The 23803-nt window shown below is 42.2% G+C and carries 20 protein-coding genes; 11 read left to right on the forward strand and 9 right to left on the reverse strand.

What is annotated here, in order from left to right:
- The first annotated feature begins 37 nt into the window (after window positions 1-37).
- A complete protein-coding gene (locus FSB76_RS26980) occupies window positions 38-2770 on the forward strand; it encodes a glycoside hydrolase family 78 protein (protein ID WP_147058995.1) in 2733 nt (910 codons plus the stop codon).
- Window positions 2771-3652: 882 nt separating this feature from the next.
- Here FSB76_RS26980 and FSB76_RS26985 read toward each other — a convergent pair.
- Both FSB76_RS26985 and FSB76_RS26990 read right to left on the reverse strand, forming a co-directional pair.
- A complete protein-coding gene (locus FSB76_RS26985; RefSeq protein ID WP_147058997.1) occupies window positions 3653-4033 on the reverse strand; it encodes a DUF3037 domain-containing protein in 381 nt (126 codons plus the stop codon).
- On the reverse strand, window positions 4014-4808 hold the full coding sequence (locus FSB76_RS26990) for a HipA family kinase (RefSeq protein WP_147058999.1): 795 nt from the start codon (window positions 4806-4808) through the stop codon (window positions 4014-4016). The genes FSB76_RS26985 and FSB76_RS26990 overlap by 20 nt, the downstream gene beginning before the upstream one ends.
- Window positions 4809-5262: 454 nt before the next feature.
- Between FSB76_RS26990 and FSB76_RS26995 the strand changes: the two genes are divergently transcribed.
- A complete protein-coding gene (locus FSB76_RS26995; RefSeq protein ID WP_225976325.1) occupies window positions 5263-6762 on the forward strand; it encodes a gluconokinase in 1500 nt (499 codons plus the stop codon).
- A gap of 390 nt (window positions 6763-7152) precedes the next feature.
- Here FSB76_RS26995 and FSB76_RS27000 read toward each other — a convergent pair whose 3' ends face one another.
- The gene (locus FSB76_RS27000; protein ID WP_225976326.1) at window positions 7153-7788 is read right to left on the reverse strand and encodes a sphingomyelin synthase family protein; all 636 of its coding nucleotides are present in this window, start codon (window positions 7786-7788) and stop codon (window positions 7153-7155) included.
- A 137-nt stretch (window positions 7789-7925) separates the two neighbouring features.
- On the opposite strand from FSB76_RS27000, the gene FSB76_RS27005 reads away from it, so the two are divergent.
- Window positions 7926-8351 (forward strand): MerC domain-containing protein, encoded by a 426-nt coding sequence (locus FSB76_RS27005; protein WP_147059001.1) that lies wholly within the window; start codon window positions 7926-7928, stop codon window positions 8349-8351.
- 199 nt (window positions 8352-8550) lie between these two features.
- Here FSB76_RS27005 and FSB76_RS27010 read toward each other — a convergent pair whose 3' ends face one another.
- From FSB76_RS27010 to FSB76_RS27020, 3 genes are all read right to left on the reverse strand, one after another.
- Entirely contained in the window at window positions 8551-9420 is an 870-nt protein-coding gene (locus FSB76_RS27010; protein WP_147059003.1) for an HAD-IIA family hydrolase, read from the reverse strand.
- A gap of 52 nt (window positions 9421-9472) precedes the next feature.
- Window positions 9473-10510, reverse strand: coding sequence for a hypothetical protein (locus FSB76_RS27015; protein WP_147059005.1), 1038 nt, complete (start codon window positions 10508-10510; stop codon window positions 9473-9475).
- A 200-nt stretch (window positions 10511-10710) separates the two neighbouring features.
- Window positions 10711-12069, reverse strand: a complete 1359-nt coding sequence (locus tag FSB76_RS27020) for a glutamine synthetase family protein (protein WP_147059007.1) — start codon at window positions 12067-12069, stop codon at window positions 10711-10713.
- Between the two features lie 129 nt (window positions 12070-12198).
- On the opposite strand from FSB76_RS27020, the gene FSB76_RS27025 reads away from it, so the two are divergent.
- Window positions 12199-12615, forward strand: coding sequence for a gamma-glutamylcyclotransferase family protein (locus FSB76_RS27025; protein WP_158642995.1), 417 nt, complete (start codon window positions 12199-12201; stop codon window positions 12613-12615).
- 63 nt (window positions 12616-12678) lie between these two features.
- On the opposite strand, the gene FSB76_RS27030 is transcribed toward FSB76_RS27025, so the two are convergent.
- The gene (locus FSB76_RS27030) at window positions 12679-13689 is read right to left on the reverse strand and encodes a glutamine synthetase beta-grasp domain-containing protein (RefSeq protein WP_090649735.1); all 1011 of its coding nucleotides are present in this window, start codon (window positions 13687-13689) and stop codon (window positions 12679-12681) included.
- 306 nt (window positions 13690-13995) lie between these two features.
- On the reverse strand, window positions 13996-15462 hold the full coding sequence (locus tag FSB76_RS27035; protein ID WP_147059011.1) for a hypothetical protein: 1467 nt from the start codon (window positions 15460-15462) through the stop codon (window positions 13996-13998).
- Between the two features lie 326 nt (window positions 15463-15788).
- Between FSB76_RS27035 and FSB76_RS27040 the strand changes: the two genes are divergently transcribed.
- Entirely contained in the window at window positions 15789-15974 is a 186-nt protein-coding gene (locus FSB76_RS27040; protein ID WP_147059013.1) for a hypothetical protein, read from the forward strand.
- A gap of 29 nt (window positions 15975-16003) precedes the next feature.
- Here the strand turns inward: FSB76_RS27040 and FSB76_RS27045 are convergent, their stop codons facing one another.
- Complete coding sequence (locus FSB76_RS27045; protein ID WP_147059014.1) at window positions 16004-16723, reverse strand: RluA family pseudouridine synthase; 720 nt, start codon at window positions 16721-16723, stop codon at window positions 16004-16006.
- Window positions 16724-16950: 227 nt separating this feature from the next.
- Here FSB76_RS27045 and FSB76_RS27050 point away from each other — a divergent pair, with 227 nt between their 5' ends.
- The 6 genes from FSB76_RS27050 (at window position 16951) to FSB76_RS27075 (ending at window position 23790) form a co-directional block, all read left to right on the forward strand.
- Window positions 16951-17433, forward strand: a complete 483-nt coding sequence (locus FSB76_RS27050; protein ID WP_147059016.1) for a hypothetical protein — start codon at window positions 16951-16953, stop codon at window positions 17431-17433.
- Between the two features lie 224 nt (window positions 17434-17657).
- Window positions 17658-18713 (forward strand): UDP-glucose--hexose-1-phosphate uridylyltransferase, encoded by a 1056-nt coding sequence (locus FSB76_RS27055; RefSeq protein ID WP_147059018.1) that lies wholly within the window; start codon window positions 17658-17660, stop codon window positions 18711-18713.
- Between the two features lie 138 nt (window positions 18714-18851).
- The gene (locus FSB76_RS27060; protein WP_225976327.1) at window positions 18852-19931 is read left to right on the forward strand and encodes an aldose epimerase family protein; all 1080 of its coding nucleotides are present in this window, start codon (window positions 18852-18854) and stop codon (window positions 19929-19931) included.
- A 196-nt stretch (window positions 19932-20127) separates the two neighbouring features.
- The gene (locus FSB76_RS27065) at window positions 20128-22053 is read left to right on the forward strand and encodes a gliding motility-associated C-terminal domain-containing protein (protein ID WP_147059022.1); all 1926 of its coding nucleotides are present in this window, start codon (window positions 20128-20130) and stop codon (window positions 22051-22053) included.
- 279 nt (window positions 22054-22332) lie between these two features.
- On the forward strand, window positions 22333-22938 hold the full coding sequence (locus FSB76_RS27070; RefSeq protein WP_147059024.1) for a GIN domain-containing protein: 606 nt from the start codon (window positions 22333-22335) through the stop codon (window positions 22936-22938).
- A gap of 132 nt (window positions 22939-23070) precedes the next feature.
- Window positions 23071-23790: a head GIN domain-containing protein gene (locus FSB76_RS27075; protein WP_147059026.1), complete on the forward strand. Its 720-nt coding sequence runs from the start codon at window positions 23071-23073 to the stop codon at window positions 23788-23790.
- Window positions 23791-23803: the final 13 nt, after the last annotated feature.

Here is a 23803-nt window from a genome sequence, read left to right on the forward strand (position 1 = left end):
GCCGGCAATCAATAACATTGGTATCCAATAGTAAACCATGAAACATATTTTACTTTTTTTATTCGCTGTTTTGCCGGCAGTTTGCCTGGCGCAAAAACCAGTCGCCGAAAGCCTGACGGCCGAGTATTTAACCAATCCGGTTGGCATTGATATGAGCCATCCCCGCCTGAGCTGGAAAATTAATACCACGCAACGAAATACTTTACAGCAGGCGTATACTATTGTTGTTGCTACTGATGCTTCCTTTTCGTCCTCCAAAACCGTTTGGAATACGGGCAAGGTTGCGTCCGATTCATCCGTGTTTGTTACTTATAGTGGCGTTGCGCTAAAATCGGCAACACGCTACTATTGGCGGGTAAAACTATTGGATAACCACGGCAATACATCTGCCTGGAGCAAACCTGCTTACTTTGAAACAGGTTTGTTTAACACCACCGACTGGACGGCCAGTTGGGTGCAACCCAAACAGGACAGCTCGCGCAAAATGCCTGCGGTAATGTTACGCAAGCAATTTTCGGCAACTAAAAAAGTGGTATCGGCCCGGGTTTATGCTACCGCCCACGGTGTGTATGAGCTATACCTCAACGGCGGCAAAATAGGTAACCAGGTGCTTACACCCGGCTGGACGGAGTATAAAAAACGCCTGCAATACCAGGTTTATGATGTTACCACTATGCTGCAGCCCGGCGATAACGTGATTGGCGCCATGATTGGCGACGGCTGGTTTAAAGGCACGCTGGCTTATATGAACAACTGGGGTTTCTGGGGTAAAAACCTTGCCCTGTTATGCCAGTTACAAATTACCTATGCCGACGGCACTACAGAAAACATAAACTCAGATGGCTCATGGAAAGGTACCCAAAACGGGCCGGTAACACTTAACGGCATTTACGATGGTGAAAATTATGATGCCCGTAAAGAGATGACAGGCTGGAATAAGAAAGGGTTTAACGATGCAGCCTGGTTGCCGGTTGATGTAGCCAACAACATCACAAAAAACACATTGGTTGGGGTACAAAGTGTGCCGGTACACCAAATTGCCGAACTGAAGCCCATAGCGATTTTTAAAAGCCCGAAAGGAACCCAAATTATTGATTTTGGCCAGGATATGACGGGCTGGATAAGAATGAAGGTGAGTGGGCCGGCCGGAAAAACCGTTACCATAAGGCATGCCGAAGTGCTGGATAAATTTGGTGAGTTTTACACAGCCAACCTGCGGAATGCCACCGCAACCATTAATTATACCCTGAAGGGCGATGGCGTGGAAACATTTGAGCCGCACTTTACTTTTATGGGTTTCAGGTATATTGCTGTAGAGGGTTTTCCGGGCGAGATTAAGCCTGAGAATTTTACAGCTGTTGTAATACACTCGGATATGGCTGTTACCGGGCAGTTTACATGTTCAGATACCATGATTAACAAGCTACAACACAATATTCAATGGGGGCAAAAAGGTAATTTTTTAGATATCCCTACAGATTGCCCGCAGCGCGATGAACGATTGGGCTGGACAGGCGACGCACAGGTTTTTTCGCGCACGGCGGCATTTAATATGAACGTAGGTCCTTTTTTTGCCAAATGGATGAAGGATGTAGCAGCCGACCAGTTTCCGGATGGTGGAGTACCTTTTGTGGTGCCCGATGTTTTACAAACCAACCGCGCCACATCGGCGGGCTGGGGCGATGTGGCTGTTATTGTTCCGTGGACGATGTACCAGGTTTATGCCGATAAACGCATTTTGCAAACCCAATATCCCAGCATGAAGGCTTACGTTGATAAGATCATCAACAAAGCAGGGGATAGCTACATTTGGCGCGGGGGCAGTGTTTTTGGCGATTGGTTGTTTTACCGCCCGGGCATCTATGATTTTTCGGAGCCAAATGGTTATACCAACCCCGATATGATTGCTACGGCTTTTTATGCGTATTCGGCAAAACTGCTTAGCCAGGCCGCGGGTGCTATAGGCAACACTGCCGACGAGAAAAAATACAATGATGTGTTTGAAGGTGTGAAAAAGGCATTCATCCATAATTATATGACCCCCACAGGGCGTATTTTTGCCGATTCGCAAACCGGTTACGTACTTGCGTTGAAGTTTAACCTGGTGCCCGATAGTTTAAAAAGCAGGGCCGCAGCTTACCTGGTTGAGGATGTACGCAGCCGGAACAATCATCTTTCAACCGGTTTTTTAGGTACACCTTACCTGTGTCAGGTATTATCGCAAAATGGCTATACCAATGTGGCTTATGACCTGTTATTGCAAAAAACTTATCCATCGTGGCTATATCCTGTAAAAATGGGTGCAACAACCATTTGGGAACGTTGGGACGGTATTAAAACCGACAGTACTTTCCAGGATAAAGGCATGAACTCTTTTAATCACTACTCATACGGCGCCGTTGGCGATTGGATGTACCAGCATGTTACCGGCCTGCAAATTGGTAAACCAGGCTACAAATATATTCTGCTGAAACCCGAACCCAGTTCCAAATTTACCTTTGCCAAAGCAACGTTTGAAACCATGTATGGTCAGCTACTTTCTGAGTGGGAAGTTAAAGACGGTACCATGCGCATCCATGTTAAAATCCCCGCCAATACCACAGCCGGGCTAACACTGCCACAGGCACATGCCGAAGACGTAAAACAGGATGGTAAGCCGCTGGCAGGTGCCAGTAACGATGCAAACGGCACAACAATACAGCTGGGATCAGGCGATTACACGTTTAGCTATCCATGGGTTGTGGTAAAAGATAAGGTTACCGCTAAATAATGAGCGATCCGCAGGTAAAAGGTAAAACTTTACTGCCCGATTTTGTCGGATAGCCGTGGCTATATCCATAACAGATAGCTCGTGGTTTCTAAAGTTTTTATTGAAAATGGTTTGTTAATATAATGATTTTTGTTGCCGGGTAAACGTCCCGGTCGGTCGTTTTCTTGGTTTTATGACGCTTTGCATGGGTAACATCGACGTGGTTGTCAATCAGTTTCTAAAGACATATTTTGTTGACACATCGTATCTTGTTCAACACGACTTAGAGGCGTAGCCTCGGCCAATCTTGTAGCCACGGGTTTTAACCCGTGGAAAAAAACGAAGAAAACGATTGAGAGCCGTAGGTTCGACCCATATTATTAACGGGTATATATCGTTTGAACAAATTGAAAATACCTGGATTTACACCCCAATATGTGCCGTGCCGATGGCACTTTTGTTGTGCTTTGGCCAATCATCCACCGGTTGAAACCCGTGGCTATAATATGTGCCGGGCCTATGGCCCTTAGCAAGAGTTATGTATAAGCTAATTGAAATCGAACAACCCATACAACGAGTATAGAGCCGGTTTATTCAATACACACGCAAAAAGCGCGTAAAGAATATACGGGTGCACCGGTGGGTATCGGGAGGTGTTTTAAAGGTGTTGGCAAGGTGCTCAAAAGGTATTCAAAGGTGCATCAATGGTACACCAAAAGATATGTAAAATTTAATTAACTAACTGATAATCAGTTTGTTTTATTTTGTTTTTGCTTAATTCGATATTTAAAACACTAAAAAGCCTGCCGGGTTTTACCAATTAAAATTAGTGGAGCCCATCCTTTTTTACATATTTGTTTCAGTAGGTATTCGCCACTGATTTTTGACTGTATTTAGGCAATTTTAACCAACCAACTGAATAAATAACCGCCTTAAAGTCAATTCTGCATCTTTGCACAAACCCGGATGCACCTTTGATGATTGCACCACGGTGCTACGTGTGGCAGTAAGCCATCTAAAACGCGAAGCTATATCCAGCTTGGCAATTGGGCCGGCATCGGGAGCGCCATGGGCTATTTTTTCAAACGATTTAACGTTATCTTTAAGGCAATCTATATCCAGACCGGGTGCAAAAGCCGCTATCCGGGCTTCATCTATTGATACTATTGCTTTTAAAAACTTCTGTTTGGGGCAATAAAGTATCACGCCAATATTTACAAATTCCTCGCGCTCTACCCTGGGTACAACGCGTACTACGGCGTACTCAAATAGCTGATCGGGCATTTTTAGCTTCGGTTACAAATATTGCTGATGATGCAATACGGGTTAATAAAAATTGAGCGTAAACCTCCCTGCGCTCGGCTGGTGTTCCGTTTCCTGATTCATCGGTAAGCCAGTCATCAGGGATTAAATTGACAATGTTGTAAATGCGTTCGGGTGTTAAAATAGATTTAAATTCGGCATCCACCTCATCCAATTCAGATGCTTGCGGAAGCAGCACATGGTCTTTTACCTGCACAAAGGGCCGTTTTGCCGATTCCTGCCAGTTATGCCACGAGTGGTGAAAATAGAGGGCTGCGCCATGGTCAATAAGCCAAAGTTCCTTGTGCCACATCAGCATGTTGGTGTTGCGCGGGGTACGGTCGACATTTGTTAGCAGGCAATCAAGCCAAACTATTTTGGATGCCAGTTTAGCATCCAAAGTGTTAACAACCGGGTCGTACGTGATAGCGCCCGATAAGTAGTGCAAAGCAAGATTAAGACCGACGCTGAATTTGAGCAGGTCCTGTATCTCTTCGTCGGCCTCAGAACGGCCGAAGGCTTCATCAAGATTGGCAAACACCAGTTCGGGCACTTTAAGGCCCAGCAGGCGGGCTATCTCGCCGCCAATAAGCTCGGCTATCAGCGCCTTTACACCCTGGCCGGCCCCGCGGAATTTAAGTACATATAAAAACTCGTCGTCGCCTTCGGCAATAGCCGGCAGCGATCCGCCCTCACGTAATGGCGTAACGTAGCGGATCACCTTAATGGTGCGGAGTTGGGGTGGATTATAATTCATTAATTTTTTGCGCTATCTGCTTTTTGTCCGACTGACGTACTCAGTATAATCGGTAGGATTATATATCGAAACGCGAAGTCTTATGCTATCGCCAACCTCTAAACTGTCATTTATTGAAGATTCGCAAGTAGACGATATTTTTTTTCCATTAAATGGTAATTCAACTTTCAATATTTCGCCACCCTTGGTGCGGTGTAAATCTGTTATTTTTCCATCAACAACAATCGAATTTCTCATTACATCATTATAATGATTGCTTTGAATAACCTTCGTAATTATAAACACCAATCCGAGTATGATGAAGAAGCCGAATGTCTTTAAAATTCCGGTCCAGTTATTCACAATAGAAGAATTGTATGCCATAAATTGAAAAATTAGGACAAATTTATGATATTTAAGCAATGCTATCTTTTATTTCCGCCATCCCAAAGATAAATCCTATTTTGGCTGATACATGATGCAGGAATATATATTAGGTATTGATATTGGTACCGGCAGCACAAAGGCAGTAGCTGTTGGTTTAACCGGCAAGGCTTTGGGTGTAACCCAGCAGCATTACGGTATTGATATTCCCGAACCCGGTTATAGCGAACAGAACCCGTTGATTATCTGGGATGCTTTTGTAAAATGCGTGCAGCAAATAGTTGTTGAAATAGGTCGCGCACCGCAGGCGCTTAGTTTTAGCAGCGCCATGCATAGTATTATCCCTGTTGATAAAACAGGTACGCCATTAGCACCCATGATTACCTGGGCTGATGCGCGTGCCGAAAATATAGCCCAGGATTTAAGGAATTCACCAACGGGGGAGGAGATATACCGCATAACAGGTACACCAATTCATGCCATGTCGCCCTTATGCAAGCTTATTTGGCTGAAAGCAAATAAGCCCGGCCTGTTTGTACAGGCAGATCTTTTTATATCGATAAAAGAGTTTATCTGGTTTAAACTGTTTAATGCTTTCCAGGTTGATTATTCTATCGCCTCGGCAACAGGGCTTTTTGATATTTTAAAATTACAATGGAGCAATGAGGTCTGCCAGCTGGCCGGTATAACTGCCGATAGATTATCGGAGCCGGTAAATACCACCTATTACAGGGATAACCTTGACGCCGTAACTGCAAACTTGCTGGGCGTACCAAATGATACCAAATTTATTATAGGTGCAAGCGATGGCTGCTGCGCAAACCTGGGCAGCCATACTACGGGGCCAGGTGTAGCGGCCCTCACTATTGGTACAAGTGGGGCGGTACGCATTACCAGTCCGGTACCGGTTTATAATTTTCAGGGCATGACATTTAACTACCTGCTTAACCAAAATACTTATGTATGCGGCGGAGCTGTAAATAACGGCGGGATTGCCATAAACTGGCTGCTGAAAAATTTTTTACAAAAAGAGAACCTAACCGGTGCCGATTATGATGCTTTATTTAACACTATTGAAACAGTACCGGCCGGCAGCGACGGCCTTTTGTTTTTACCCTATTTATACGGTGAGCGGGCACCGCTTTGGGATACCAAAACCAGCGGTGCTTACTTAAATATTAAACCGGCCCATAACCAGGCCCATTTTTTAAGGGCTGCGCTTGAAGGGGTTTGTTTTGCTTTGTATGATGTGCTTAAAACCGTGGAGGATGCCTCGGTTGCTATTATACAGGTTAATATAAGTGGTGGTTTTGTAAGTTCGGGCACCTGGACACAGGTACTGGCCGATATTACCGGTAAAAAACTGGTAGTGCTGCAGCCCGAAGACGCATCTGCTGTAGGCGCTGTTTATCTTGCCATGCAGGTAATGCATCCCCAAAGTTATGACGAGCTAATCCATGTGAACAATGAAACCACTATAATTCCTAACCAGCAAAATCATGAATTGTATAACAGGTCCTTCGTGATTTTCAAAAAACTTTACCACGATTTGAAGGATACTATGCACCTGGTTAATGACCGCGGTATCTGAAATAAATAAAAGATAATGCATTAAAGTTGCATTGGCGGTTTTCTGAAAGTTAGCCTGCTTTTTTGAACTTTGCTAAAAAAACTTCATTTTATTTTGTGTGAATAAATATGCTTTTTGTATCAATAAATAGCGCATTTGTTGCCAAAAAGTTCAAATTAATTACCCTTTTTTAGCCTGTTTGTGTATGAATAAATAGCGGTTTTGAAGTATAAAAAGAAGCAGGTAAATTTGTACTGTTTACCAACAAATAAAGATAATTTCTATTCTGTTTTGCACAGCATTAGATTTGTGAAATTCGCTTTAATTTGTGTGAATTAGTGTCTATCAAATTTTTACTACCCACACCAGCCGTCATAGATCCGAAAAAATAAAGCTGTGATGATTCTCCGGTTATTTAAAACCTAATGCTTTGGTAAAACGATGACAGCAATAAACAATAACCGGGGCGGCCAATACATCCATGGTATAGTGAATATGCTGAATGAGCAGCAGGAACATTAAAATGATAGTGGCGGCGAGTGCAATGCGTTTATCGTTTTTACGTTCGAGATTTAAGTAAATTAAAAACAGGGTTGATGTGTGGCCCGAAAAGAAAAGGTCTTTAGTGATTGAAGCATGCCCGTAAAAGTAGCCGGTAAGCGGATCAATCAACGGTACAAGCCCTGCCGGCGGGTCGAGTTTTACCAGGGTTAATGTTATAAAACGGGCTATACATACAAAAATGATAGTCCAAAGGTAAGTGATGCCCAAATCCGGTTTGTAAAGCGTCCTGACTATCATGAGGATACCCATACCCCATATTATTGCAAAAATTGGTATCGATACATCAAGTGCCGGCAAATTTGCCAGTACCCAGTCCTGCAGCACTACGCCATGCCTTTGTTCAATAGCCTTAAAAAACGAAGGCATTGTATTAATTATCGCCACAATAAGCATGGTGCCAATAATAAGCCTTACCCGTTTTAAGCTTGTGTTAAACGCGGTTTGCCAGTTAAGTTTTATTCTATATAGCGTAATCTGGGTCAAAATTTTATCAGGGAAATGATTTGCAAAGGTAATTATTGACGCGGTTATTAATAATATGTTACATAAATGTTAAAATTATTGCCAAATATAATGTAAATTTAAATGCAATGTTGTTGCATTAGTTTTATATTTGTGGCATGGCTCATTATAAAACTACGGCACGGATAGATAGGATTGGTATAACAGCATCTACCTTATGCGCGATTCATTGCGCGGCGGTGCCGCTTATATTTACAAGCCTGCCGCTTATTGGCCTGGGCTTTTTGGCGTTGCCACTGGTAGAGTGGGGGATGATTGTTTTTGCGCTGATGATTGGCTTATACTCGATAGGTTTATCTTACCTGCGCATCCACAGGCGACCACTGCCGGTAATTTTATTGGTAACAGGCTTTGCAATTATTATACTGGGGCATGTTTTTTTGAGCGGACGAATGGAAGGTATCATTGTACCGACCGGCGGGCTATTGATAGCGGTAGCTCATTTTATTAATTACAGATGTGCAGGGCCGCATCCGGGTATCTCCAACGCTATTAAGTTAAGAGAAACAGAAAGTGAGAAATAATATCGAACACTGAATTTCGAATATCCAACACCCAAGTTTTTCCTTCATCATTCGAAATTGGGCATTGGGTGTTCGATATTAAATTGGTCTTAATTCCTTAAGTTATAACTTAATAGCATCCGGGTATCTCCAAACGGGCGGTTGCTGATTGAAAGCCCGCATTTTTTTGCTTCGTGCGCTTTGCACAGGATAGTAAAACCTAAAATGCTAACTCTCCATGCTCAATAACTGCAGAATCGCAAACGTAAGTAGGAACAATACCGGTTGCATTTATACGGTTTTCGGCATCAACTGCCTGGGTGTTGCCTGATAATACCAGTACGGTATCGAGGCCAAACTTATTGCCACCCAAAATGTCGGTTTGCAGGGTATCGCCAACCATTACAATGTCTTTTTTGCTGATTGGCCCCTGGTCGCGCAGCAAATCGTAAGCAAACATAAACATCTGTGAATCGGGTTTGCCAAAACGAATAAACTCCTTGCCCACAATTTTTTCAATCATGTGGGCAATCCCGCCAATGGCTATCGATACATCGTGTTTGCTAAGCGGATAAGCATGGTCGGTGTTGGCAACAATTGCGGGGATGGTGCGTTTGCGAAGTATATTTACGGCTTTGTTTAAATCTTCAAACCAATCAAAACCTTCATCATCTAAAAATACCAGGGCATTTACTTTATCAATATTCGAGGCATTTATCTGGCTTACGGGCAGGGTGTGCAGCCCGGAGCTATCTATATAATGCGCCGAATCCGGCGTGCCCAGGTATGCCACAATACCATCATTCACTTTCAGGTCAAGATACTCTTTAGTAAGCATGCCCGACGAGATGATCTTATCCGGAGTTATGGCAAGCAGGCCTTTGTTGTTATATGATTCTGCCAGTTGTGCAGGGCTGCGCGATGCATCGTTGGTAACAATGTAGTAATCCTTCTTTTGCTGATCAAGGTAGGCAAACGTGTTTTCGATGCCCGGCAGCAGCCCTTTATAGTTTTTTAGTACCCCAAAAGCGTCAAAAAAAACAACTTTGTACCTGTCTATTATAGATTTAAAGTTGTCTATCCTGTTCATACCTGCTATTTGCTTTAATAAGCTGCAATATGCTCAAATATTAACTGAAAGCCTATTTTAATTTGAGCGCCTCTATGATTTTTTCGGCATCAAAATCCCTGTCTACCGATGGTAAATAAACATTAAATGCTTCAGTTTGCAGTTTTTGGGCATATTGCTCGCTAAAAAAGTGTTTACCATCCTTAATTACATAGTTCAGGATAAAAAAACGGTATGCTTCTTTCATAAATCTTATTTCGTCGGCAGTAAGCGGGTTAACTTTATGGTATTCTTTCAGGAATAAGATAAACCTGTCTTCCATCATGGTGTTAATCACATAACTGAATACCGTACGGTCGCCAATATCCGATACCACCCGGCTAAAAAAGTAAAAATCAAGCACGCGATAACTCATCCTGAACCAGTCATAATCCCAGCGGGAATATAATTCAAGACTTGGTGTTACCGAGAAGTTACCGATATTCCAGTCGATAAATACCGGGATGATCTCGAAAGAGCTCATATTGTATTTCGACCGGTTTTTCATGAAGGTTTCGCAATGGTACTTCAAAAAATCGGCCTGCATGGCGGTGCCGAACTGTTTTTCGTTGGTTTCCAGCTGATGCATCAACGACGAAATATCAGTACGCAACGTTTTTGACGATTTTGGCAGTACATTTTTAACCCTTGAACAAGCTTTATGAAACTTACCCACTTGCTGGCCAAGCTTTTTAATATGGCTGTCTTCCAGGCGCCGGGGCAGGCGGTTTAATATGCGGGTTGGGTTATAAAACACAACCCATGCATCTGTTTTGGCATGTTTATAATGATAGATATATACCCTGTTATTTTTAAGTAACGATCGGGCAAGCAAATTTTCAAAAGGGTAAAGCAGGTTATTGGCTAAGGTTTGGATGATACGGTGATCCTCTTTAAAATGCTCAAACTTACCAAAATAGGATAGTTTGGCTATAATGATATCGTCGTCATCAAAAGTAATACGGTACACATGGTTGGTAGATACCATGGCGCTAATGTCCTCGATAAGTTTAATCGTTTTGGACGCGTCATACCCTTCCCATGCTTTTTTAACAATTAAAGAAAAGTCCATTTACATAATTTAGGCTACAAAGATTAGATAATTAAATGGAATAAGAATATGATTTGTGTAATGTTTTGTCGGTGATGGGATAAATGGGTTCTTTGTCTGAACCCGGAATTTGTGGAATTGAAGAATTAGCAGAATTCTGAAAAGTACCCCGGCATTCTGTTAATTCTATAAATTCGTTTAATTTCGGTTCAGACAACCACCTATATCACCTCAAAATACCTTTTTAGCTCCCAATCGGTAACATGTTTGGCGTATTGACGATGCTCCCACAGGCGGGTTTGGGTAAAATGCTCAACAAAGCCTTCGCCAAAAAGCTCTTTGGCCAGTGGCGAGTTTTGCATATCCGTTGCAGCGTCAAACAAGTTTTTGGCCAGTATGCCGTTGCGTTTATCTTCGTAACCGTTACCAACTGTGGGTGCTATAGTTAAGGGCAATTTGTGTTTAATACCGTATAAGCCCGAAGCCAATGCCGCTGCAATGGCCAAATATGGGTTAGTATCTGAACCTGGTATACGGGTCTCTAACCGGGTGTAGCCCGGTGTGGTATTAATAACACGCAGGGCGGTGGTCCGGTTGTCAAGCCCCCAGGTTATGGTAGTTGGCGCCCAGGCCCCTTCAACAAGGCGTTTATAGCTGTTAATAGTGGGGGCATACATTGGTAACAGGTGCGGCATGCAATATAGCTGACCTGCAAGGTAATGCTTATGCAAATCGCTCATCTTGTTAACATCGTCGCCGTTGTAAAACAAGTTATCACTTTTATCTTTGTTCCATAAGCTTTGGTGGATATGGCCGCTGCAACCAGGCAGGTCTTCGTTCCATTTGGCCATAAATGAAGCCATGATGCCGTGTTTGTAAGCAATCTCTTTAACGGCGGTTTTAAATAATACCGCTTTATCGGCGGCAGCCAAAACTTCGTCATGAGCTATGGCGGCTTCGTAAACGCCGGGACCGGTTTCGGTATGTAAGCCTTCTATGGGTATGTTAAATTGAGTAAGCAAGTTAAACAGGTCGTAATAAAAATCGCTGTTTTGCGATGTACGGAGTATGGAGTACCCAAACATCCCTGGTGTAAGGGTATTGATATTGGTAAAGCCTTTATCATTAATAGATTGCGGTGTTTCCCTGAAATTGAACCATTCAAATTCCTGGGCAAACTCGGCGTGATAGCCCATGTCCTGGCATTCTTTAACTACTTTTTTTAACAGGCTGCGGGGACATGCGGGCAGGGCTGTGCCGTTTGGGTTGCTGTAATCGGCCAAAAAGAAGGGGATGTTATCCTGCCAGGGTACGTTACGCAACGTATTCAAATCAATACGGCAAAGCTTATCGGGGTAACCGGTATGCCAGCCTGTAATTTTCACATTATCATAACAAACGTCATTACTATCCCATCCAAAAACTACATCGCAAAAACCATAACCGCTTTGCAAGCCTTCAATGAATTTTTTGGGGTGAATTACCTTCCCGCGCAAAACGCCATCAATATCGGCAAAGGCAAATTTTATTTTCTGGATGTTATTTTCTTCTATGTAAGTTTTTATCTGTTCGGTATTCATGGTGTAAGTATAAGGCTGGTTTCAAATTAAGCAAGATAGCCATTACGATGTAAACATAAAAAAATGCCCCTGGTGTTTACAAGTATTCATACGTTTTTGCTGTTACCTTTGTTTACGGTAGTTTATATAATGATTACAATTAACCAATACCTTTTTGTTTATGGTACGTTGCTTGAGCAGGGTAATACATACGCGCAATACCTGCAGCAGCATTGCACATTAATAGGAGGGGGCAAATTTGGCGGCATACTTTACGATGTTGGCCATTATCCGGGTGCTACCATTGATGCCATAACGGGCAGGTATGTTTATGGCAGCATTTACCTGATGGATGATGCCGAAAAAATACTACCGGTAATTGATGAGTACGAGGGTATTGGTGCCCAGGAGGCAAAACCACATGAATATACCCGCCAATTGATTGAAATTGATACTGAACAAGGTCCGGTTGTTTGTTGGGTGTATATTTATAACTGGCCAACCGATAATTTACCAGAAGTGCCTGGCGGAGATTATATTCGCTACATCGGCCCCAAAAAACAATAAACACGCAAAAAAAAGTCCCCTGATCTTTTCAAACCAGGGGACTTTAATATAATATGCGGGGAATTAAACTTTCGCTGTTTTTACAGTTTTGATAATTACAGCAGCTACTTTGTAAGGATCTGCAGCCGAGTTAGGGCGACGATCTTCTAAGTAACCACTCCAGTTGTGCTCAACTGCATAAAGTGGGATACGGATAGAAGCACCGCGATCTGATACACCATAGCTAAAGTCGGTGATTGAAGCAGTTTCGTGTTTACCGGTTAAGCGTTGATCGTTATCGGCACCGTATACAGCAATACACTCAGAAACAGCCGGACGGAATGACTCGCAGATAGCTTCGAAAGTAGCTTTGCTGTTTGCAGTACGTAAAGTTGTGTTTGAGAAGTTAGCGTGCATACCAGAACCGTTCCAGTCTAATTGACCAAGCGGTTTGCAATGCCAGTTGATAGATACGCCATAGCTTTCGCCAATTCTTTCTAATAAATAACGGGCAACCCAGATTTGGTCACCAGCTTCTTTAGCGCCTTTAGCGAAGATCTGGAATTCCCACTGACCTGCTGCTACTTCGGCATTGATACCTTCAACATTTAAGCCTGCTTCTAAACATACATCTAAGTGCTCTTCAACAATTTCGCGACCGTAAGCGTTGTTTGCACCTACAGAGCAATAATATGGGCCTTGCGGGCCTGGGTAGCCACCAGCCGGGAAACCAAGTGGTTTGTTGGTTTTAGGATCCCATAAAAAATATTCCTGCTCAAAACCAAACCAGAAATCATTATCATCATCCTGTATAAGTGCACGGCCGTTTGACTCATGAGGTTTACCTGTTGAATCTAAAACTTCGCACATAACAAGGTAAGCGCTTTTTCTTTGTGGATCCGGGCATACAAAAACTGGTTTTAAGATACAATCTGATGAACCACCTGGTGCTTGTTCAGTTGATGAGCCGTCAAAGCTCCAGTTATCCAGATCTTCTACTTTACCGCTGAAATCTTTAACGATTTTTGTTTTGCTACGCAGGCTTTGTGTTGGTTTGTACCCATCAAGCCAAATGTACTCGAGTTTAGTTGCCATTTTTTAATTAATTTGTAAAGTTGGGGTTCTATTTATAGTTTTTGTATTAATCTCGCCAATTAACAAGGCGAATTTAAATTATTTTTACAAAAATCACCATGATTTTGTGAAAATTTTATAATTTTTTTCAACAAATACCTTATTTTAACTGTAAATGCATAATAATTAACCTAATCGGTAGCGTTTTTGATAATTTTGCATTTTTTAACTCATAACCATAAGGTATTTTAAAAAAAATGCAAAATAGGGCACATTTGTAAACAGAAATAATTAAAAAACTTTAATTGTGTTGATCCATTCGGAAGATCAATCCATTTCGCTAAGCTTTTCTGAAACGTTTTTAACGTTTTTGTCCAATTCCTCGGCCGAGTAAAGTAAATGTTTGCGTATTTTAAGCAGTTCTTCTTTGGTTTCTATGTCCTTAACCAGGTCAAGCAGGCCCAATATATTCGATAGGTGCTTGCGTACTTCGTGCGAATTGATTGTGGCCAGTTCTTGCTTTTTGGCTGCAAACAATAGCTGTTCATAATGGCGTTTTTGCCTGCTGCTGCGGTAAAAAATAGCAACAACAATAACTGCTAAAACAGCAAGCGCAATGGCAAATATCATCCATAAACGCTCACGTTCATACCTAAGCAGGTTTACATAATAAAGGCTTTGTACTTCATTTATTTTTAATTGCGATGATTTATCACCCACCTGCAAAAGATTATCGATGTTTTGTTTTAACTCGCCCAGCGCCAGTTTGAAATTTTCGGCAGCGAGTTTTTCGTCATTGTTGCGTTCCGCAATTTTTCCAAGTACTTCGTACAGGTGATATCTTATTTCGGGGTGATTTTTTTGAGATGGCAGGTTAAGTTGTTTCTCAATCATATACCGGGCCGAATCTGTTTGGCCGTTGCTAAAATAGGCGTCGGCAAGCATTTGCCCCTCCAGGTCGCCTTTCACATAAAGGCTGTCTCTTAATAGGTCGTTAATTTGTTTTATAGCGCCCTTGTAGTCGCGTTTTAACAAAGTGAGATAATAGCCGGTGCGTTTTTGGTAAGTGTGTAATTTGTATGTCCGGTTTTTGGGGCCGAAGAGTTTCTCGTGGCACACCTTTAACGAATCGTAGTTTTGAGTTCTGAAATAATTTTCGGCTTTATTATAAGTGATCAAACTTAAAATGTTTAAACGGTTGATCTTATTATCGTCAATTAACCGTTGGGCCTGGTTAAGGTAGGACAGCGATTGGCTATATAAGCCACTTTTATAATATATATCAGATATATTAACATTTAACACTGCCTCTAAATAAGGATCGTTTAAATTTTTTACCTCGTTTTTGGCTAATCCATAACTGGATACTGCTCCAATCGCGTTTCCTTCGTCGGTTTGTACAAACGCAAGATGGGTGAAGTAATCAAAAAGAAGCAAATGATCGCTGCTTTTGTGAGCCTCGTCGATAGCCCTTACCAAGGCATTTTGTGATTCCTGGAGTTTCTCAAGCCTTCTTTGATATATACTTTCCATGAAATATAAAATGGACTCCCGCTGTTCCAAATTATATTTTACAAAGGTATCGGTGATGGCCTTTTTTTTGTCAACAAGTTGGCTTAATGGCGCATTTTGAAAGAATCCCTTGATATATCTGATTACTTTGTCTTCACGTTTCTGCTGATCTTTCAGCAAAACGTAATCAACCAGGCTATCCTTTTTTACGCTGGTTTGCGCAGAACTCGCTTTTAGTGAGCACGTCAATAAAATTAATATAGTAAAGCGGAGTGTTTTCAAAGTGCAGGTAATTTAGGATAAAAATACGCTTGCTAAAAATAAAATTAAACTTGTAATTCATTCAAAAGTGTTATTGTCATGAATTCATCGTAATGTTTAAACCTTTGTGTGTGGGGTAACGTATAATGATTTGTTTATGAGGAAATATATTATGATAAGTATTGTCGCGTATTTCGCTCAAAATCAGGAGGGAGGTGATTATTAGGTTAACTATGATGAAATATTGCAAATTAGTGAATTAGGATAGACCATATACAATGCGGTTTTGTAGAATTATTTGATTAACACATTTATTTTGACTATTATTGTCCAATTGTTTTAAAATTATGAAAAAAATTACGTTTTTATGTTTGGTAATTGTTGCCACAGGCTATTTCTCCTGTAAAAAAGAAAATGCGGCTCCTGTGCCTTCTAAAAGCACAACAAAAAAGGAATTGGCAATTAGCAGTAAAAGAGACACAACAACTCAACGATTTGTTGCTGCTAAAGATACTACTACTCAAAAGAAATAATTACCCCGTTTGCTGTTAAAATAGAAAAATTAACTATCAAATTTTTCTAACAATTTTAACAGCGTTTCAAAATCCTTGGGATAGGGGGCATGTATAGTGACTTCTGTCTCAAGGTTTATTTTGAAGGTAACCTCGTAAGCGTGCAATGCGAAGCGTTTCATGATTGGTAATTCCTCCTGGTCTTTTCCTAAATGATATTTCCTTTTTATTTTAGATAAAAATACCGGCTCACCTTTGTACATTTCATCGCCGGCTATTGAGGCCCGTTGGGTAGCCAGGTGAATCCTTATCTGGTGCATACGACCGGTAACGGGGCGGCACTCCACCAAAGTATAATGCTTAAAGTATCTTAACGATTGAAACCAGGTTTCGGCTCGTTTGCCTTCCTGTCTGCTAATGGTTACGTTTCCTTTGCCTACATTTAATATCGGCAGGTCAATAAGTAAATTGTCAAAAGTATGGGTACCATCAATAATGGCGTGGTACACCTTTTTTACCTGCCGTTTTTCAAACTGCATAGATACCATCCGGTAAGCTTCCGGGTTTTTGGCAATAATGAGCGCACCCGAAGTTTCTTTGTCCAGGCGATGACAAATTTGTGCATCCTCCCAATATCCTTTGGCCAATCTTAATAAATTTACCTCGCCACCTTCGCGCTCATCTAGCGAACTCAAAAAAGGAGGTTTGTTAACCACAATCACATCATCATTCTCAAATAGTATCAGGTCGGCGAATTTCGGAAACTTCATATTTTATATATAGCCGACAAAAATACGGTTTATAATAATGATAACACGCCTGTCGTCAATTTTTTAAATAACAACTACCTGAAAGAGGTGTTTAACAATAGTCAAATGATATTGTAATATGGCCTTAAAAAAGTACAATAAACTTAAAATAAGGCCACTTACTTAGATAGATTAACGATGGAATAGTATTTGTTTATTGTTAATCAACAATCTAACTGTAAAACAACATGAGCACTAACAAAACCGAACCTGAAGAAAAGGGATTTTTTGAGAAGGTTAAAGAAACAATTGAACATTTGTGGGAAGGTACCAAAGATACAGCCGAAGATGTAAAAGAAGCCGCAGCGGATAAGCTGGAAGATATTAAAGAAAAGGTAGCCACAAAAAAAGCAACCACCACCCGGAAAACCGTGGCTGCAAAAACTGTAGTGGCAAAAAAAGCCACTGAAGCTGCCGACAAGGCGAAAACTGCGGTAGCCAAAGTAAAAGAACAGGCAAGTGAGAAAGCAAAAAATATTACCGCCAAAGCAAAAACCGAAACCGCTGTTGCCAAAAAAGAAGCTGCCGATATAAAATCCAAGGCCGAAGCAAAAGCAAAAGACATCTCGGCCAAAGCTAAAGATTCCGTTGCCAGCGCTAAGAAAGCAGCCGCAACTAAAACAGCAAAGGCTGTTGCAACCGTAAAGAAAAAAGCTGTAGCAGCTAAATAATCGTTTTAATATTAGTTTGAAAGCGATGCGCCTTATAGGTCATCGCTTTTTTTGTGTAACACGTTTTAACAGAGGGTTTAAAAGCCTATCCTTCCGTTAGCCGGGCAGTAAGCAATTAATCTTTTTTATTTTAAATGTATGGTTTACATTTATTTTTCTACTTTTGAAAAATCAAAAGCAATTACCAATTGCCATAAGCCAATAAAACCTGTACAAATAACACAATGGAGACTAATAATTTCGATCTTAAAGAGCATCCGCACAGTCGTTTAAATATTTTAACCGGCGATTGGATCCTGGTATCGCCACACCGTACCAAACGGCCATGGCAAGGTAAAGTGGAAGCCACCCAAGCAAACGACCGCCCTGCTTACGACCCCCAATGTTACCTTTGCCCAACTAACAAACGGGCCGATGGCAGCGAAAATCCCGACTATAAAGGCAGCTTTGTATTTACCAATGATTACTCATCCCTGCTATTAAATACACCCGATGGCGGCCTTAACGATGATGAGCTACTGGTGGCCAACAGCCAGAAAGGCATTTGCCGCGTTATCAGCTTTTCGCCACGTCATGACCTTACGTTGCCGCAAATGGAGACCGCCGAAATTCGTAAAGTGGTAGATGTATGGCAATCTGAGTTTGAAAACCTTGCAACATATCCGTGGATAAAACACATACAGATATTTGAAAATAAAGGCGATATAATGGGGTGCAGCAACCCGCATCCTCATGGCCAGATATGGGCGCAAAATAGTATCCCTGTTGAGGTTGCCAAAGAAACGCAGCAGCAAAAAAAACACTTTGAGCAAAAAGGCCGCAGCCTGCTTGGCGATTACCTGGCGCTTGAGCTGAAGCGTGCTGAGCGTGTAATTTTCGAAAATGATCATTTTGCGGTACTTGTGCCGTTTTGGGCGGTTTGGCCTTATGAAACCATGATTATTAGCAAAAGGCACGTTACAAGCATTCTGTATTTTACTGATGATGAAAAAGATGCTCTTGCCGATGCTATTAAAAGGCTTACGGTGAGATATGATAATATGTTCGAAACCTCGTTCCCTTATTCCGCGGGGATGCACCAATCGCCGGTTAACATGGGCGAGCATCCTTACTGGCACTGGCACATGCACTTTTATCCGCCGCTGCTGCGTTCGGCAACGGTTAAAAAGTTTATGGTTGGGTACGAGATGCTGGCTAATCCTCAACGCGATATAACTGCCGAATATGCGGCCGAAAAACTGCGCGGATTGAGCGAAATTCACTATAAAGTGAAAGGGTAGGTAAAAAAAGCTATTTTTAAACCAACTAATATAAACCTATTTATGAATCATTTATTTAAAAATCTATCATCAATTATGATACCGGCCTGCCTATCTTTGGCGGCTTGTAATCAACCAACAACCCAACAGAAAAACAGTATGACAGATAGCACCAAAACGGATAGCACCAAATCATTCGCTGCTGCATTTGAATCAACCATCAATGGTAAACAAACTCACCTTTACACCCTTAAAAACAAAAACGGCGTTACCGCTACTTTTACCAATTACGGCGGTCGTATAGTAAGCCTGCTGGTGCCCAATAAGGATGGTAAGCTTACCGATGTGGTTTTAGGCTATGAAAGTGTAGAAGGTTTCGAGAAATCAACCGAGCCTTATTATGGCGCTACCATCGGCCGTTTTGGTAACCGTATTGCTAAAGGTCATTTTAAAATTGATGGCAAAGATTACCAATCGTCTATCAATAATCCGCCAAACACGCTGCATGGCGGTAAAAACGGTTACCAAAGCGTAGTTTGGGACGCCAAACAAATTGATTCGACAACGCTGGAACTTACCTACCTGTCAAAAGACATGGAAGAAGGTTTTCCCGGCAATCTTACCGTGAAGGTGGTTTACAGCCTTACCGACAATAACGAATTTAAATGCGTGTACGAAGCCCATACCGATAAAACAACTGTAGTAAATTTAACCAACCATGCATTTTTTAACCTTAACGGCGAAGGCAGCGGCACCATACTTAATCATTTAGTACAAATTGACGCTGATAATTATACCCCTGTTGATGCCGGTTTAATCCCTACAGGTAAAATTGAGCCCGTGAAAGGCACGCCGTTTGATTTTACCAAACCTGAAACCATCGGCAAACGCATTAATGACGATAATGTGCAACTAAAAAATGGTAAAGGTTATGACCATAATTTTGTGCTTAACAAACATGATTTAAGCACCCCGATTGCTACTGTAATTGGTGATAAAAGCGGGATTAAAATGGAAGTTTACACCGAAGAACCAGCCATGCAGTTTTACAGCGGCAACTTTATGCAAGCTAAAAACGCTATGAAACGCGGTATTAAAGATGAATTCCGTACCTCATTTGCTATGGAAACGCAACATTACCCCGATTCGCCAAATCAGCCGCAGTTTCCGTCAACTGAGCTTAAGCCCGGGCAAACGTATAAAACCCAGTCGCTGTATAAATTTACGGTAGTGAAATAAGTTTGCAACTTTTTAAATATTTTGAAAAGATCCGGTCATTTGGCTGGATCTTTTTTTTTCGCCAGGCAATACAGCCCCTGCAATCCGATCGGCATGTGTTTTTTGACGTACAAGAGCTCCTAACATACCTTTGTCTCAAATCTCATATCTCATATCTCACATCTCAAATCTATCCGTATCTTTCGGCCAGCCAACAATGAAACCTTTATTATCAACCGTATTATTAAAAAAATGGTTACGGGCAAAGCATCGCCTTTGGCTGGTTTTATTTTGTATATTCCAATTGGTGTTTGCTCAAAAAGCCAGTGCGCAACTGGTCACCATCGGCTCGCAGCCAACAAGTGGCTGCGTTGGGCAACCTATAGCCTTTACGGCAGTTGCCGCTAATCTGGGCGCGGCACCAGCCTACCAATGGCAGGTAAATGGGGTTAACGTGGGTGCCAACCAAAATAAATTTACCAGCAGTACGCTTGTTAACGGCGATGTGGTGCAATGTCGTGTAACTACGCCCGGCCCTAACGGCACGGTTAGTACTACCAATAGCAACGCGCTTACCATGACCATCCTGTCGCCGCCCACTATTGTGCAGCATGATACGGCCATTTGCCCGGGCAGTACCATGCTGCTCCAGGCCGACGTTTCCGGGGCGGCGTATGCCAAATTTAAACCGGTCGATTTTTCGAACCAATTCAATTTCAACATCTCAACCAATACTTTCGGGCATCAGTTTGTCAATTGCCCCACCGGCAATGTTACTTTCAACGGCGTTCCGTACATCCTGTACCCCTGGAGCGATAACTTTACCGGCTGGAATGCAAGCAACGCTACCGGCCCCGATCCGCGTAAACTTTTTATTCCTGTTAATGAGGATGGTGCCGTAGCCATTAACCTGCTGGCCAATACTTATTTTGGCGTGCCCGGCCCTGCGTCATATGTAAGCGTAAGCTTTTGGGCCAATGGTGCCGAAGTATACAAAAAAGACCTTATAGGCGATCAGGATATCCGCGATTTTAACGCCGCCCAGTTTACCAACCAAATCAATAACGTAACCACAACCAACGCCTGGCTATCGCCTAACGGCCAAAACCGGCTTGATAATGTGCGCATCCAAATGCCCTCACCAACACGGATAGATAGTATTGTAGTAAATGATCATGGCGGCAATGGTCAGCGCCTGTTCATCATTGGCGCCACCGTCGAGAAAACGCCTGTAGCGCTAAAATGGTCTACCGGCGAAACTTCGCCGTCTATTACCGTTGCGCCATCGCAGCCAACAACTTACACCGTAATGGCCACCAATGGGGTGGCCAGTTGCAGCGGCGGCAGCATCCACGTAAGCTTTATTACGCCGGTGGTACCCTCCATAAGTATAAGCCAGTTAACCGGCAACGTTTGCCCGGGCAACCCGGTAACCTTTACAGCAAGCGTGTTTAATGGGGGCAATGGGCCTACACTTCAATGGCAGGTAAATGGTGCCGATGCAGGTACAAACAGCTTCACATTTACTACCAATAGCCTTACAACCGGCGATATAGTTACCTGCCGCGTAACCCCACACAACCTGTGCCTTACTATACCCACAGCAACAAGCAATGCAATTACAGCAACGCTTTTACCACAACCCGTAGTTGATGCAGGCCCCAATGTAACCATTCACCAGGGCGATGCCACCCAGTTAAAAGCCACCGTAAGCGGCGATATATTGAACACGCAATGGAGCCCGGCCACCGGGCTTGATAATCCCGGCATACTTAACCCGATAGCCACTCCAACCCAAACCACCAAATACACCTTGCTGGTGCAAAACCAAAGCACCTGCACGGCTATCGATAGTGTTATTATAAAAGTGCTGCCGCTTGATGTGCTGATCCCCAACGCTATCAGCCCCAATCATGACGGTGTAAACGATGTATGGAATATTCAGCACCTGGATCAGTTTGCTGCCTGTACGGTAAACATATTTAACCGCTATGGCCAAAGGCTTTTCACATCCACCGGCTACGCCCGCCCATGGGATGGCACCTATAAAAACAAGCGCCTCCCTGCCGGTACCTATTATTACATTATTGACTTGAAAGATGGCAGCGCTGTACGATCGGGGTATGTGGTGTTGGTGTATTGAGGTTTAGTATCAGGTAGTTAGTAGCAAGTATCAAGACTGCTGCGAAGATTGGTCAGTCCATCCTTGATTTGAATGATAGCAACACGACTTGATACTATCCCTGATACTTTCTAAAAATATTTCCTCCGTTCACCGATGATTTCACTGCGTTCGCCGATAAAAACCGGGTGTACATCTAAATGAGCCAAAACCGCTGTAACGTTTTAAAAACGGGGGCGTCTTATTGGTGTATTTAAAAATGACACAATACAATTACTTGACAATCAAAATATTAATATTATGAAAACTACATTATTAACCATCGCCGCTTCATTAGTTTTAGTAGCTGGTTTATCAAACACAACTTTTGCATCTACCAAAAATACTCAAAATGTTGCTACCGTATTGACAGATGTAAGCAACATCAATAAAATTGAAGTTCGCGGTAATGTTGAGCTTTATGTTTCTGCCGGTACTGCCGATCAGGTTAAGGTTTACAACAAATACTATGCATCTGGTGCATTGGTACAAAGCTCAAAAGGTGTATTGAGAATAGCATCATATACAAAAGAAAAATTAGTGGTTTGGGTTACTGCAAATGACCTGCGGGCCATCAGTGCTTATGATAACGCCGAAGTAAAATCATTTGGAAAGTTATCTGCCATCGACCTGGATGTTAACCTGAGCAACAACGCTACCGCTAAATTGGATTTGGATACCTACAACACCAACGTAAATGTTAATAACAATGCTAAAATTGAACTTGCAGGCACAACAGAGGTTTATACCCTTAACCACAACCTGCAATCAAGCGTTAATAATAACAATTTTATCGCCGGCACTTATACCGATAAATTAAACGGTATCACATCTGCCAAAAACGAAAACGAGTTAGCAGGTTTGTAATTATATAAGCATCAGTAACTTTTGCAAAAGTCCATCATATATTCTGAAAAGCTATCATTTAAAATATGGTAGCTTTTTTTAATTTTGATGTAACATCTCAATCGAAACCAACGTCAAAAAAATCAAAACACTATGAAAAAATTTAACCTGAATATTGCCGCTTTAATTGCTATTGTATCTGTAGGTGTATTTTCATCATGCCGCTTTCATTGCGTGCGTGGTTCTGGTAACATGACAACCGAAAACCGCCAGGCCGAGGAGTTTACCAAAGTAGATATTGCGGGCGCGTTTAAAGTAATTTTAAAACAGGATAGTTCGCTAAAAATCAGTATCACCGGCGATGATAACCTGCTTAAATATGTATCAACCTCTGTCGAAAATGGCGAGTTGCACATCAAGTCGAGAAAGTCTTTTTGTGACGATCATATCGAGATCACCGTTGGTGTGCATAACCTGAAAGAAATAGGCGCATCCGGCGCGGTTGAAGTATCATCAGACGGGAAAATAAATGCAGGCGATTTTAAATTCGACTTATCGGGCGCTACAAAGGTTAACCTGGACCTGAACGCGGCCAACGTAAAAACCGAGGGAAGCGGCATGAGCGAATTAAACCTGAAGGGGCAGGCAGCATCGCATAACGTAGAATCGAGCGGAGCTACCAAGATAAACGGATTTGATTTTGTTGTCGGCGATTATGAAATTAATACTTCAGGTGTGAGCAACTGCAAAATCAATGTGTTAAAAACGTTGAATGTGCACTCCAGCGGCGCAGCCGAAATTGAATATAAAGGTTCGCCTGCAACGGTAAACAACGATAAATCCGGCGCATCAAGCATAAAAAAAGTTGATTGATGCCAATGTTAAG

Source organism: Mucilaginibacter ginsenosidivorax, from assembly GCF_007971525.1.
Taxonomy (GTDB): domain Bacteria; phylum Bacteroidota; class Bacteroidia; order Sphingobacteriales; family Sphingobacteriaceae; genus Mucilaginibacter; species Mucilaginibacter ginsenosidivorax.

What these genes read in the sequence shown, in the direction of transcription:
- FSB76_RS26980 (WP_147058995.1), top strand. Translation starts at nt 38, where the DNA reads ATGAAACATATTTTACTTTTTTTATTCGCTGTTTTGCCGGCAGTTTGC.
- FSB76_RS26985 (WP_147058997.1), bottom strand. Translation starts at nt 4,033, where the DNA reads ATGCCCGATCAGCTATTTGAGTACGCCGTAGTACGCGTTGTACCCAGG.
- FSB76_RS26990 (WP_147058999.1), bottom strand. Translation starts at nt 4,808, where the DNA reads ATGAATTATAATCCACCCCAACTCCGCACCATTAAGGTGATCCGCTAC.
- FSB76_RS26995 (WP_225976325.1), top strand. Translation starts at nt 5,263, where the DNA reads ATGATGCAGGAATATATATTAGGTATTGATATTGGTACCGGCAGCACA.
- FSB76_RS27005 (WP_147059001.1), top strand. Translation starts at nt 7,926, where the DNA reads ATGGCTCATTATAAAACTACGGCACGGATAGATAGGATTGGTATAACA.
- FSB76_RS27010 (WP_147059003.1), bottom strand. Translation starts at nt 9,420, where the DNA reads ATGAACAGGATAGACAACTTTAAATCTATAATAGACAGGTACAAAGTT.
- FSB76_RS27015 (WP_147059005.1), bottom strand. Translation starts at nt 10,510, where the DNA reads ATGGACTTTTCTTTAATTGTTAAAAAAGCATGGGAAGGGTATGACGCG.
- FSB76_RS27020 (WP_147059007.1), bottom strand. Translation starts at nt 12,069, where the DNA reads ATGAATACCGAACAGATAAAAACTTACATAGAAGAAAATAACATCCAG.
- FSB76_RS27025 (WP_158642995.1), top strand. Translation starts at nt 12,199, where the DNA reads ATGATTACAATTAACCAATACCTTTTTGTTTATGGTACGTTGCTTGAG.
- FSB76_RS27030 (WP_090649735.1), bottom strand. Translation starts at nt 13,689, where the DNA reads ATGGCAACTAAACTCGAGTACATTTGGCTTGATGGGTACAAACCAACA.
- FSB76_RS27040 (WP_147059013.1), top strand. Translation starts at nt 15,789, where the DNA reads ATGAAAAAAATTACGTTTTTATGTTTGGTAATTGTTGCCACAGGCTAT.
- FSB76_RS27045 (WP_147059014.1), bottom strand. Translation starts at nt 16,723, where the DNA reads ATGAAGTTTCCGAAATTCGCCGACCTGATACTATTTGAGAATGATGAT.
- FSB76_RS27050 (WP_147059016.1), top strand. Translation starts at nt 16,951, where the DNA reads ATGAGCACTAACAAAACCGAACCTGAAGAAAAGGGATTTTTTGAGAAG.
- FSB76_RS27055 (WP_147059018.1), top strand. Translation starts at nt 17,658, where the DNA reads ATGGAGACTAATAATTTCGATCTTAAAGAGCATCCGCACAGTCGTTTA.
- FSB76_RS27060 (WP_225976327.1), top strand. Translation starts at nt 18,852, where the DNA reads ATGACAGATAGCACCAAAACGGATAGCACCAAATCATTCGCTGCTGCA.
- FSB76_RS27065 (WP_147059022.1), top strand. Translation starts at nt 20,128, where the DNA reads ATGAAACCTTTATTATCAACCGTATTATTAAAAAAATGGTTACGGGCA.
- FSB76_RS27070 (WP_147059024.1), top strand. Translation starts at nt 22,333, where the DNA reads ATGAAAACTACATTATTAACCATCGCCGCTTCATTAGTTTTAGTAGCT.
- FSB76_RS27075 (WP_147059026.1), top strand. Translation starts at nt 23,071, where the DNA reads ATGAAAAAATTTAACCTGAATATTGCCGCTTTAATTGCTATTGTATCT.